Source organism: Sporosarcina sp. FSL K6-1540 (assembly GCF_038620285.1).
Taxonomy (GTDB): domain Bacteria; phylum Bacillota; class Bacilli; order Bacillales_A; family Planococcaceae; genus Sporosarcina; species Sporosarcina psychrophila.
Genome location: NZ_CP152018.1, coordinates 1,834,714 through 1,846,837, shown reverse-complemented (window position 1 = coordinate 1,846,837; position 12,124 = coordinate 1,834,714). Strand labels below are relative to the sequence as shown.

Here is a 12,124-nt window from a genome sequence, read left to right as displayed (position 1 = left end):
TATGGTACTTGTAACAGGTGCTGTTATTATTGGAGATGTGATGTGGGAAGCCACTACTTCAGTTGCAAAGAATATCATAAATTTACTTTTTTCTAAAAATGATCCTGTATACAAGACAGATAAGGAAGCAGAAGCAGCTGCAAAAAAAACTTGGTTATAAAAAAATTAGTGAGAAATGTGGTAAAGCCGCGATTTTTGATAAGGTGAAAAAATCCACAAAAGGGCCTGGTTATATATCTCGTGATATAGATAATCATAGCGGTAAGGCTGCTTGGAAAGGTGGCACTTCGCCGCAAAATCTCTGTTCAAAAGATAGAAGGAGTGGTACGTATGATACGAAACTCGACAGGGTCGCCGACTAAATCCATTAATACTAAGTCCGGGGTTCTCCTAACTGAACCGTGGAGTTCTTCTATGTATTTTGATGCACCCGTGGAGAATCGTGTTAGATTCTCCACGGGTTTTTTTAGTGAAGTTCGAGTAAAAGGTATTCAAAAGTTTATTAACGACCTCACGTTGGGTGAGCCAACTATCGATCTATTCATTTCCCTAGAATACAATAGGAGAAAGAAATATATTGCTAAAAACTTATCAAAGCGTATATGTTTAGTTAATTGGAAAGAATATAAACTAACAAGTGAAGAGTTTGATCTTGACGATGGGTTTGGTAAGATTGCATCAATAAAAGATGTACCAGTAAGTGAGGCAATCTTATATACAATAGATGTACTTCTCAATAAAAACACTTGTGCTTTCAATGCTTTATTTATTATTGTTACGAGTAAGTATCTAATCCACTTCGGAGCGAGCGGAGACGTAATCAATATCCTTTCTAAAGACCCTAAGAATATTGATTATATAAAAATGGGTTATAAGGGTATTTTTGATACTGTTCACGATGAACCTTTAAGCTGAAATCAAAGTCAAGATGATTTGTTAAAAAGCGACCTATCCATATATCTGAACGGAAGTGCTAATTGTCTCACAAGTTATCTGTATTTACATTCTTACAAACTCCATTACTCAATAGTAATGGAGTTAACTACTTCCGTGAACGGGTGTTATGTCAACCGCATCTATATGAGAGTTAAAAGGTAACAAAAACAGGGTCGCTGTTATATTTCAAAACAATTCAATATAGCAATTGAAAACTTCGAAATGAAATGATAAACTTATTGCATATCAACTTACTTTAACTTTTAATACCGAACCCATGCGGGATCGGTGATGACTAATAGAGGTCTTTGGACCGATTGAGACACAGTTCTTTTTTTGCTGTGATTAAAAATCGGACCAGGGGCTTTTTTCGTTCGATTCATGGCGAGTTATCAAAATTCGCAAGACGGAATATCATACAAAAATCAAGAAGGATGTTCCCAACTAATTTTTAAACGTTCATTTCATAAATAGAGAACGTTTAAGTAGGAATGAATATTACTGCTTCTTTTATTTCTAAAATTATGTATAATAGAGGTAGTTATTTAATTTTTTGAGAGTCCTTATAAATCCCACGTATTGACGTGAGCAGATTAAAAAGGGCATGAAATATTTTGCATTGCTTATTCCCGTATTCATACGAGCAGAACAGGCATACTGAAAAGTTTTTTATAAGGCGAATCCAAAGGCACACTTGCGCATTTTTACAATGCACTTGGGGTGTATTTTTTATATACAAAATTAAACAGGAACCGATTGTTAAGAAACCTTTACGGTTTGTTGTGAAGCCATTCCTGGATAAAAAAGAGAGCATGAAGGAACGATATCTCTGCAAATCCCGTCTTTTGACGAGCAGATTTAAGTAGAGTTTCACCAAAGTGATCAGTGTATCAAAAAAACTAAACAGGTAAGAATCCAAAAGACGTTTCATGCGCAAAATTGCGCCATAGATGCGTCTTTTTTGATTATAAAAAAGTGTATATTGGGAAGAAGTTGCTCATTTCCACAATACACTCGGAGTGTATTTTTATATATGAAAATTAAATGAAAGCAACCGTAAAGAAACCTCGGATTTTTATTGTTTTCTATTAATCAGTTACTGGAAAACACATCACACCAACTACTTAGAATATAATCCAATTAAAGCATCTACTATTACAGTCGAGCACCCTAGCTTTCATTAAACCGAAGTATTTTAGCGTCGTTTCCAAAGCAAAAAAAGCACTTCTTTGATCAATCAATGATCAAGGAAGTGCTTTTTTCAGAAGCTCGAGTGTTATATTATCGTGCTGATTTCAATAATTTTAATACCCCTTTGGCAACTGCACCACCTGATGCTGGATTTTGTCCAGTGACAACACGGTCATCAACTACAGCGAACGCTGCCCAGTCTTCGCCTTTCACGTAATTGGCTCCTCTGTTAACAAGTTCATCTTCTGTTAAAAATGGAACTATTTTATCTAATCCAAGTGCGATTTCTTCAGTGTTTGCAAAACCTGCAACCTTTTTGTCGGCAATTAAATAGTTACCTGCCGCATTTTTAATATTTAATAAACCAACAGTACCATGACAAACAGCAGAGACGATCCCGCCATTATCATATATTTTACTAGCAATGTTTTGTAACTTTTCATCATTAGGGAAATCCCACATTACACCGTGTCCACCTGTATAATAGATGGCATCATAATCTTCAGGATTAACATCTTCTGCCGATAAAGTAGCACCTAGCTTATTTAAAAAATCATCGTTTGAATAATATTGCCAATCTAATTCAGTCATTTGATCTGGTTGTAAGCTGTGTGGATCAATCGATGTATATCCACCTTTAGGGCTAACGTAAACTATTTTATATCCCTCTTTTTCCATCTCATCTACAAAGTGAACAGCTTCTCCTAACCATAATCCTGTTGCACGTTCCAGATTTGGATATTTAGAAATATTAGTTACAACTACTAAAATGTTTTTCATTATACATGCTCCTTTTTGTTTGATACTATGAACCTTAAAGGTTAAACCATACTTTAAGTCAAGGAGGACGTGCTGTGTATTCTATTCAAAAAGCTAGCCTATTAGCTCAAATTCCTTCAAGCACGATCAGATATTATGAAAAAATAAATTTAATTCCTCCAATAAAAAGAAATAAACAAGAACATCGTACATTTGATGATAAAGACATTGAAATTCTTAATTTAATAAGATGTTTCCGACATCTAGGAATGTCGATTGAAGATATAAGAGTAAGCATTTCAAACATAAATTTAGAATATGAAGATATGAATACTAAAGCAATTTTATTTCAGCATAAGAAAAAATTAGAAGAGCAAATTGGTATTTTAAATTCATACATCCATGAAATCGAAGAAAAAATAGTTATATAAAAATTTCAAAAGTTGATTCCATTTGAGCTGCCCCTGTCAAATAGACAGTGTGAATGTCTTCAATCAAGTGACGGCCAAATGAAATGGGTAATTTTTTAATTATCTTACTTATGATACGGCTCTCCATGATGTGGCTAAGTGCGGTTTTTCATGAAAAAAAGTACCTTGTCCATTTCACATGAATAAGATACTTTTACAATTTGATTATTATTTTCGATTTGCACATCAATACTTACCTTCAGTATTCTTTCTAAATATCCGCAATCCTCTAATTCTCTAGCATAAGCATGTTTTTCTAAACCTGAAGTACGTTGAAATTTTTCAACAACATCTCTATCTCTTTTATTAGCTACATCTATACACAGAAAAAGAATAGGACACTCACATGTCCTATTCCCTTGCTACATTATTCATTTGGAAATTTCGGTAGATAAATCATCGACTTAAATAAATCGCCATCTACTTGAACTAAGAACCGTCCGAGCTGGATGTGAATCAGGCTTTCAGCAATCGACAACCCTAATCCGCTACCTTGACTTGATCTAGATTCATCCCCTCGTTTAAAGCGTTCCATTAGTTCATCGACTGAAATATTTAATTCATATGCCGAAATATTTTTAAATGTCACGAGTATTTCATTCCCTAAATCTTCAACATCAATATAGACCCTTGATGCAGGTTGTGCGTATTTAAAAATATTCGAGAATAAGTTTTCGATGGAGCGCCATAGGAGTTTACCATCAGCCTTCACATACACCTTTTCTGTTGGGTGAGCTAACTTAAAATTTAATGACGACGCTTCAATTTTTTCATCCATCTCTCCTATTCCTTGCGTTAGTAATGATACCATGTCAATCCGTTCTAACTGAACAGGCATACTTCCGCTTGACGCTTTAGCCGCTTCAAATAAATCATCCGTTAAGATCTTAAGTCTTTTCGATTTTTGATCCAACACGTCTACATATTCTGCAATTATTTCAGGGTCGTTTTCTATTTTTAATAAATCGACGTACGTAATGATTGACGTTAAAGGCGTTCTGATATCATGCGAAACATTTGTAATGAGCTCTGTTTTTAAACGCTCGCTCTTGATCTCACTATCCACTGACTTTTTTAACCCATCGTTAATACTATTAATATTCGCTGCGAGTCGGCTAAACTCCCCTTTTCCGTCTACTTCAATTCGATGATGAATATCCCCATTCTTAATTTGCTCTACGCCCTCTTTAATGCGGTTAAATGACTTCACCTTTTTCATCGCAAACCAGGCAGCTAGACCAATGGTAACGGGAAACATGAAAAACGTTGCTGCAACTACTATTGGATAACCGATGACAAGCAGCACAGTTTTTACACCTATACTGCCACTATCAAATACATTTTTCACCGAAAGAAAAACCTTTTTGAGAATTTGATAGATGAGTGTATGCTGAAGTAATGATCTATTTTTGATATGCTTTACGAGCGATAAAATCATCAGTAAGGCAATGATAAAAATAGGTGCCGTGAGAAGCGTGTGCATATCGTGCAACACTTCAACAATCATTGCTATCCACATCGCTGTTAAAGAAACGACTATCACAATATTGAGATCATTATATAGTTTGTCAATGACATGAAAATGAATTTCTTTATCTTTAAATGACGTTCTTCCAATAACCATGATTAGATAAACAAAAGATAAAATAAATCCTGCTAGAAATACAATTAATTCATTAAGAAAACTTTTGGCAATCGCTTTGTCTTTTTCCCATCCCTGCATTTTTTGTTGTAAGAAAGATTCTTTAAACGCCACAAAAATGACGTCTTTTTGTGGATTCAACTTTTCAACATTGTGTGTAAAGTAATCGAGGTATTGACTTTCTTTCACTTCATTTGGATAAAGCTTTTGTTGATAATCCTCAAATAGCATATATGCACCAAATGATTCAAATTGCTCTTTCTTATTTAGTTCACTATTGGAGAATACATGTTCACCATCACTCGCATAATACACGCTTCCTTCATATGCTTCTAGTGTGCTGAGTAACCGATAAAATTCTCTTACCTGTTCTTTCATGCGTTCATCTTTTTTACGATTGATGTCATCTGCATATTCTTCTTTAAAGATGCGCTTATTGTCCGCTTCACTTAAGTCGGAATCATATCCGTTGTAATGAAATTCATTGAATAACTCGTTTTCAATTCCTCGTCTATCTTCTTTAGTCAGTGCCTTACCACCTAAAATATATTCTTCACTTTTATACTTTCCGATTAATTGCGTTAAAGAGGTAATAAGATCGTAACTTTCATCAGCAAATACTCGGCTCTCAAAATAATTATCTTGATTTATACTACTAAGATGAACCTCATTAAATTCCATGTTGATAATTGCCTTCGCTGCACCAGTTAAACAAACGATGGCAATCAGAAACACAACCACTTTCGTAATGAGTGCATGACTAATATTTCTCAACTTTATACCCAACTCCCCATACAACTTTTAAATACTTCGGCTCTTTCGGATTAATTTCAATTTTTTCTCGAATCTTTCGAATATGAACCGAAACCGTATTTTCTGGATTAATGGCCCTTTCATTCCATACCTTTTCATAAATCTCTTCAATCGTGAATACTCTCCCAGCATTTGCTGTGAGAAGCTTTAAAATTTTATACTGCACTGGTGTCAAATAAACCTCTTGTTTATCAACGGTAATGATTTTCTGTTCATCATCAATCATGAGCCCGCCCGTTTGAAGTACATAACTACTCGCCTCAAGACTCCCGAATGTCGTATACCTTCTTAGCTGCGATTTCACTCTAGCCACAAGTTCTAATGGATTAAACGGCTTGGCCATATAATCATCTGCTCCGATATTTAATCCAAGTATTTTATCATAATCCTCAGACTTGGCAGAAAGCATAATTACCGGAATCATATTATCTTGTCGAATCTTCATCGTCGCCGTAATCCCATCCATTTTTGGCATCATAATATCCATAATAATTAGGTGAATAACGTGATCTCGAATAAGATCGATTGCCTCTATCCCATTGTAAGCTTTGAATACTTGATAACCCTCATTTTCCAAATAAACGCTAATCGCTCTTACAATTTCTTTATCATCATCACAAATCAAAATGTTCAACTACATTCATTCCTCCATCTCTTTAGGCTCATGTGATCACCCCTATAGGATCTGTATAAGGATATGATACTATTTAAATCTTAACAAACACGCACACCAATTCTTAAGACTTTCTTAGTTTTTTTCCTAAGTAAATATAATTATGCCGAATAGACGATTCTGTGTTTCCTGATTCAATATAAAATCTTAGAAAATCATATAACTTGAAGTACATAAAAATTTGTAAAAGCCGATTTTCTGTTTGCTCAGAAAATCGGCTTTATTTTTGTATTCATATCTAATTTGAAAAATTTAAAGCAAAAACATCACTTACTTATGGTACGACTCCCTGCACCTGAAATTTAGTCTCCATAAACCGCTACTAATAAAAATACCTGGATCCGAAACGGTTTAGAGTCGTTTCAGATCCAGGTACCTATATTTCATTTAATAAGCGGTCCATCCTGCATCTGCCGTTATGACCGTACCATTGACGAAGCTCGAATCGTCTGAAGCTAGGAACAATGCCACCTTCGCAATCTCTTCAGATTTGCCCGTACGTGGATTAATTGCTAGTCCCGGTTGAATACGTCCCATCCCAAACGCATTGATGGATGTCATCGAAGCTCCGATGTTCGTTTCTACTCCCCCCGGTGCAATGGCATTACAACGAATGCCTTGCTTAGCGTACATAAAGCCCGTATTTTTTGTAAAGCCAACAACAGCATGCTTAGAAGCCGTGTATGCTGCACCCGCACGAGCACCGTATAATCCTCCTGCTGAAGCTATATTAATAATCACACCTTGCTCTTTCGCCAAAAAGATTGGCAATACTTTACGAGTTGAACGCATAACACTCGTCGTATTTATCGCAAAAATCCGATCCCATTTGTCATCTTCAATATCACCCGCGGCTTCAAAATTGTCCATGATACCCGCATTATTCACCAACACATCAACCGTGCCATACGTGCTGACAGCTGTGTCTATTAGATTTTGAATGTCCTCTTCTTTAGCAACATTCGCAACGACACCAATGGCTTCCCCACCATTTGATTTAATTTCTTCTACCACCGTATTAGCAGAATCACCGTTAATATCGGACACAACCACTTTTGCCCCTTCTTGCGCATAGAGCATAGCTATTGCTTTCCCCATGCCTGAACCAGCTCCTGTTACAACTGCTACTTTGTCTTGAAGTTTCATTTTATTCCCTCCTATTTTTAACTGAATGTGCTTACACAATTACGATAATGAACAGATGTTTAATATCTTTCAATTATAGTATAATCAATTCAAGCTACTTCATTCAATCAGCAAATCAACATCGACTTGTTGATTACTAGACAATCTATCCGAATTTTGTTCGTTTATCAAAAAAAATGAGGAGGTTTACTAATGTCCACTACACCACCAAGCGTGGATAGAAGAATTCGAAAATCAAAAGTAGCACTAAAAAACGCGCTTTTAAGCTTAATGCAATCAAAAGACTTCAAACATATTTCAATTACAGATATTGTCCAACTTGCCGATCTTAATCGGGGAACATTTTACAAACACTACCCAGACAAAGAAGAACTGTTGGAAGAAATAATCGATGAAGTCATGAAGGATTTAATCACATCATACCGTGCACCTTATGAAAGTCTGACTGTTTTCGAAGTCAGCAAGCTTACTGCTTCAGCCATTAAAATATTCGAACACGTGGCTACTAACGCCAATTTTTATACATTACTAGGAAAGTCAAATATATTAACAGGTCTACAAGCCCGTATATGCAACGAATTATCACAACTTGTCCTTCAAGACATATCCAATAGAACCATACACACAAATATCAACATCAAGATGTTAGCCAATTACCAGGCATACGCAATTTGGGGGATGATTACTGTTTGGATAGACAGCGAATTCTTATATTCACCGGATTATATGGCCGAACAATTACTCGCAATTCTCCATCAAAACTCGTTCAATGACACGGAATCGCGGGGCTAAAATAACAAAGAAAAAACGTACCTTGTGCTTTTCGAACTCTTTGGGAAGGCTTTGCTTAGTGTTATTTTTCTGGAGTACCATATATCGAGGGGTTATTGGCGATAGGATAGAGATGATAAATCGAGTGGATAGAATCATTCATTCTTCTAATTTATAAAGCAACCCTGCCACAAAATCGGACAACGTTGCTTTATATGTAACTGTCTACACAGAGTTTGTTAGATAAACTTCCATATTACGCAAAAGACCATCCATCTATTATCTCGTTAGACTCCTAATCCCTTTTGTTAATCTCAACAAAAGGGATCTTTTTAGCAAACATTCATGAATATTTCTTACATAGGTACCAAAAACTAAATTTAGATTGAATCAAGCGATTCTCATATATGTTTTAAACAAACTTACGTTATACTTGCACCAACTGCAACGCCTTCTTAACCTCCTGAACATCTTTTGCTAATACGCTCTTCACATTTGATCCGAACCATTCCAATGACGCATCTACCTCCTTCAGTGATAGTACTCCTGCTAGGAATTCATCATAATCAATTGCACCTTCAAACAATGGGACCATCCCTTCTCTAGACCCTGATGCAGCATAAACATTGTTTGGAGAAAAAACACCAAGTTGTGCACGTGAGGCAATATTTTTAAAGTGGAAATGTGAGATATAAGGACGAAGTTGCTTCATGGCGACAATAGGGTTTATCCCTGATTCCCATATATGCAAAACGTCAAAGTTCACTCGTAGGCTTGAGTGATTCGTTTCTTCGAGTAACTGCATCGTTGAAGGTAGATTATCTGTCAATGTGTTCGGATGAGTTTCAACAAGCAAATCTTGTCCTTTTGACTCAAGATAATCACAGAGCATTCTGAGCCTGGAAATCAGTTCTTTCCTTTCTTTCTTACTCGTGTCTGAACTGCCCTGTTTTCCTACAAATGTACGAATCTTATTCGTTCCCCAGCGCTTTGCAAGTGAAGATAACTTTTCTGTTTCAGCCATCATCTCAGAAATTGGTGCTTCTAATGGCAAATAATCACTAAGCATGCTTGTTTCCAAACCGTAGGAGCTTAGCCAATCTGCTCCATAATGAAGTTCATCTGCCAAGTTCTTTGCATGAACACCCCAGAGCTCGATTCCTTGAAAACCTTGAGTTTTTGCAAAGTGAGCTAATTGATCAATCGAGTGGAGATGGTGCCGAAACGAGATCGTACAGATAGATAGTTTCATAGTACAACCTCTTTCCTGTGCTGTAATGTCAACCATGCTTGAAAACAATCTTGTAATCCTTGCTTAATCTTGAACTCAAGGAGATTTTGTTCTTCTAACTTCGCAAAAATATCTTCAGCTAATAACAAATCTTGCGTCATCGCAAGTTTCATCGCTCGATAGTGAATCGTTGTATAACCATTCACTAGACGCTCAATTTCTTCACACCAAGTTTCAAAGCCTTCCTCATCGCGTCCAAGAGCTTCCCAAAAATAGGCGAATGCATGTTCATATGCATACTTTCTAATCGCTAAAACCGGCAATTGTTTTAATGCAGTTGGAAGTTTTGACATACTTTCTTTTTCTTTTCCTACGGTATACTCTTTAATAATCTCGATAATTGCGTCTGTCACCGGATTACAATGAAGCTTTATACATGTATTAAAATAGGCTTCAACCGCCTCTGTAGTTGGAGCAATAATTGTCTCTGAATCAAAGTAATAGCCACCACCGACAGTTGGCTCTTGGATTGCACCTATAATCCTCTCCTTCGGCAAAATCCCTTCCCAGCGAAAATCAGGATCATACATAAACCACTCTGCTTCATTTTCTGTCGATTCTAGCATCACATAATGTGGAAATGGACGTTGATGAAATTTATTCTCTCGCTCTGGAAGCATCGATAAATCCAGCATCACCATCACATGTTGATGTGGAGATTTATTTTCTAATAACCTTAGCAGCTTGTTTATATTTTCTTGTTTTGATTGTTCTTCGTCATACCATTTGTAAAGCTTGATTCCATAGAGCATTTCATACCATGTTTGAAAGAAATGATGATCAATTCGATCTGAGTGATATGTTAGCACTCCATTATCGAGCACATCAAAATCTGCATCCCATACCCCAAAATAGTAGGGCCTATGATCAACGCCTTTCGTTTTCTTAATAACTTCACAAACACAGCTTACAAAACAATGTACTTTTATCATTTTTCCCCTCCGATTATTGTACTTTTTGCTGTTTTTCTAGAAAGCTTGCTAGTGTTCCTACTGTTTTAAAATCTTTAGGAACGAGAATCTCATCGGGAATGGAAATGCCAAGATCCAACTCTAAATGAAGAATCAGTTGAAGGACCATAATTGAATCCATATACAAATCCTCATTTAACCGAGCATCTTCACTAAAAGAAGACAGTGTCTGCAACTCTAATGAATTTTCCATAATGTCATAGATGCCCTTGATTAATTGTTGTCTCGTCATACTGGTATGCCTCCAAGTTTTTTTCTACTTACCTTTCCATTTGGCAGTTTTTCAATTTCATGAACAAATACAAACTCCATTGGAATTTGATGTGGAGCGAGAAATTTCCGACACCATTCTCTAAGTTCCATATTATCGATTGGTTCAGTAGATACGTATTGTGCGCATACTCGCTCTCCTGATAGGTTGTTTTGTTTCTTATAGACGACCGCTTCGACTATTCTTGGGTCATCCATTAACACGGTTTCAACTTCTAGCGGATACACATTCAAGCCTGCTACATTAATCGTGTCATCCATTCTTGCAAGAAAAGAAAGAACATTATCTTCTATATAGCCAAGATCTTTTGTATAAATCGTTTGTGAAGACAATTCAATGATAATTTCTCTCGGTGTTTGTTTGTCACCAGCTGTCACCTTCACATGAGGAAGGGGATAGCCCATTTCTTTCGGATCCTCCATATTAGGGTGAATCGCAACACACCCGGATTCAGAACATCCATACTGCTGTAATACTTGGCGAGATTTCTCTCTTAATAATGTCAACCAACTATGCGGCATCACAGTTCCTGACGTCATCACACGATCAAATTGTTGATCAATAGGCAATAATCGACTTAATGTATAAAGTAACGCTGGAGCCGCATAGAGTATGTGCTTAGGATATTCTTTTAGCTTTTTCAGAATATATTTAGGATTACTATTCGTAATAATAACCGGCTTTGCTCCCCTTCTTATGCAGGCCAAGACACCACAAATGAATCCATAAGAATGAGTAACTGGACAAGCGACAACAGAATTTGTCAAGGAATCGACAGGTAATGTCTTCACATAGCTTTCAATCTCTTCTTCCACTGAACTCCACGTTCGTTCAATACATTTCGGAGCTCCTGTTGTACCTGAACTCATTTGAATTAATACTCCTTCTTGGTTATTGGAATGATTTGATAGTTCGATGAAAGAATCGATCGATTGGAACAACAAAAGATGACTACCTGCTGAAGAAGCAAGCCGCACAGCTCCCTCTTTTGGCGTCGCTGAATGGATTGGGACGACTGATCCACCTTTTTGGCGAATATATAAACAAAGAGCCATATATTGGAAAGTATTATCCGTACAAATTGCTAGTCTGCGATTATTACACTCTCTTAGATGAGATAAGCTTTCATATATTTCATATTGCTTCTCGATATCTTCTACTGTATAAAATTGATCATTGACATAAAACAT

Annotated in this window: 12 protein-coding genes; 4 read left to right on the top strand and 8 right to left on the bottom strand. The window is 36.4% G+C overall.

Going from position 1 to position 12,124, the window contains the following annotated elements; all coding sequences use genetic code 11:
• Window position 1: 1 nt before the first annotated feature.
• Window positions 2–160 carry a hypothetical protein gene (locus tag MKY15_RS08410; RefSeq protein WP_342539427.1) on the top strand — a complete coding sequence of 53 codons (159 nt, stop codon included), beginning with the start codon at window positions 2–4 and terminating at the stop codon, window positions 158–160.
• A gap of 254 nt (window positions 161–414) precedes the next feature.
• Window positions 415–915 carry a hypothetical protein gene (locus tag MKY15_RS08405; RefSeq protein ID WP_342539425.1) on the top strand — a complete coding sequence of 167 codons (501 nt, stop codon included), beginning with the start codon at window positions 415–417 and terminating at the stop codon, window positions 913–915.
• A gap of 1,302 nt (window positions 916–2,217) precedes the next feature.
• Here the strand turns inward: MKY15_RS08405 and MKY15_RS08400 are convergent.
• Window positions 2,218–2,907: a type 1 glutamine amidotransferase domain-containing protein gene (locus tag MKY15_RS08400; RefSeq protein WP_342539424.1), complete on the bottom strand. Its 690-nt coding sequence runs from the start codon at window positions 2,905–2,907 to the stop codon at window positions 2,218–2,220.
• Between the two features lie 74 nt (window positions 2,908–2,981).
• On the opposite strand from MKY15_RS08400, the gene MKY15_RS08395 reads away from it, so the two are divergent.
• Entirely contained in the window at window positions 2,982–3,317 is a 336-nt protein-coding gene (locus MKY15_RS08395; protein ID WP_342539423.1) for a MerR family transcriptional regulator, read from the top strand.
• Between the two features lie 406 nt (window positions 3,318–3,723).
• On the opposite strand, the gene MKY15_RS08390 is transcribed toward MKY15_RS08395, so the two are convergent.
• From MKY15_RS08390 to MKY15_RS08380, 3 genes are all read right to left on the bottom strand, one after another.
• Window positions 3,724–5,772: a sensor histidine kinase gene (locus MKY15_RS08390; RefSeq protein WP_342539422.1), complete on the bottom strand. Its 2,049-nt coding sequence runs from the start codon at window positions 5,770–5,772 to the stop codon at window positions 3,724–3,726.
• Complete coding sequence (locus MKY15_RS08385) at window positions 5,759–6,445, bottom strand: response regulator transcription factor (RefSeq protein ID WP_067204501.1); 687 nt, start codon at window positions 6,443–6,445, stop codon at window positions 5,759–5,761. Before MKY15_RS08385 ends, MKY15_RS08390 begins: the two co-directional genes overlap by 14 nt.
• A 426-nt stretch (window positions 6,446–6,871) precedes the next feature.
• Entirely contained in the window at window positions 6,872–7,630 is a 759-nt protein-coding gene (locus MKY15_RS08380; protein WP_067204498.1) for an SDR family oxidoreductase, read from the bottom strand.
• Between the two features lie 192 nt (window positions 7,631–7,822).
• On the opposite strand from MKY15_RS08380, the gene MKY15_RS08375 reads away from it, so the two are divergent.
• Window positions 7,823–8,422, top strand: coding sequence for a TetR-like C-terminal domain-containing protein (locus MKY15_RS08375; RefSeq protein ID WP_342539421.1), 600 nt, complete (start codon window positions 7,823–7,825; stop codon window positions 8,420–8,422).
• A 406-nt stretch (window positions 8,423–8,828) separates the two neighbouring features.
• On the opposite strand, the gene MKY15_RS08370 is transcribed toward MKY15_RS08375, so the two are convergent.
• From MKY15_RS08370 to MKY15_RS08355, 4 genes are read right to left on the bottom strand one after another with little or no spacing between them, the layout of a single operon-like run.
• Complete coding sequence (locus MKY15_RS08370) at window positions 8,829–9,653, bottom strand: sugar phosphate isomerase/epimerase (RefSeq protein ID WP_187046405.1); 825 nt, start codon at window positions 9,651–9,653, stop codon at window positions 8,829–8,831.
• Entirely contained in the window at window positions 9,650–10,624 is a 975-nt protein-coding gene (locus tag MKY15_RS08365; RefSeq protein WP_342539420.1) for a DUF6005 family protein, read from the bottom strand. The genes MKY15_RS08370 and MKY15_RS08365 overlap by 4 nt, the downstream gene beginning before the upstream one ends.
• A 13-nt stretch (window positions 10,625–10,637) precedes the next feature.
• Window positions 10,638–10,895: a petrobactin biosynthesis protein AsbD gene (gene asbD / locus MKY15_RS08360; protein ID WP_187046403.1), complete on the bottom strand. Its 258-nt coding sequence runs from the start codon at window positions 10,893–10,895 to the stop codon at window positions 10,638–10,640.
• Window positions 10,892–12,124, bottom strand: a complete 1,233-nt coding sequence (locus MKY15_RS08355; protein WP_342539419.1) for an AMP-binding protein — start codon at window positions 12,122–12,124, stop codon at window positions 10,892–10,894. Before MKY15_RS08355 ends, asbD begins: the two co-directional genes overlap by 4 nt.

Excerpts from the sequence above, each read along its gene's own strand:
- MKY15_RS08410 (WP_342539427.1), top strand. The coding sequence starts at position 2 with ATGGTACTTGTAACAGGTGCTGTTATTATTGGAGATGTGATGTGGGAA.
- MKY15_RS08405 (WP_342539425.1), top strand. The coding sequence starts at position 415 with ATGTATTTTGATGCACCCGTGGAGAATCGTGTTAGATTCTCCACGGGT.
- MKY15_RS08400 (WP_342539424.1), bottom strand. The coding sequence starts at position 2,907 with ATGAAAAACATTTTAGTAGTTGTAACTAATATTTCTAAATATCCAAAT.
- MKY15_RS08380 (WP_067204498.1), bottom strand. The coding sequence starts at position 7,630 with ATGAAACTTCAAGACAAAGTAGCAGTTGTAACAGGAGCTGGTTCAGGC.
- MKY15_RS08375 (WP_342539421.1), top strand. The coding sequence starts at position 7,823 with ATGTCCACTACACCACCAAGCGTGGATAGAAGAATTCGAAAATCAAAA.
- MKY15_RS08370 (WP_187046405.1), bottom strand. The coding sequence starts at position 9,653 with ATGAAACTATCTATCTGTACGATCTCGTTTCGGCACCATCTCCACTCG.
- MKY15_RS08365 (WP_342539420.1), bottom strand. The coding sequence starts at position 10,624 with ATGATAAAAGTACATTGTTTTGTAAGCTGTGTTTGTGAAGTTATTAAG.
- asbD (WP_187046403.1), bottom strand. The coding sequence starts at position 10,895 with ATGACGAGACAACAATTAATCAAGGGCATCTATGACATTATGGAAAAT.
- MKY15_RS08355 (WP_342539419.1), bottom strand. The coding sequence starts at position 12,124 with ATGTTTTATGTCAATGATCAATTTTATACAGTAGAAGATATCGAGAAG.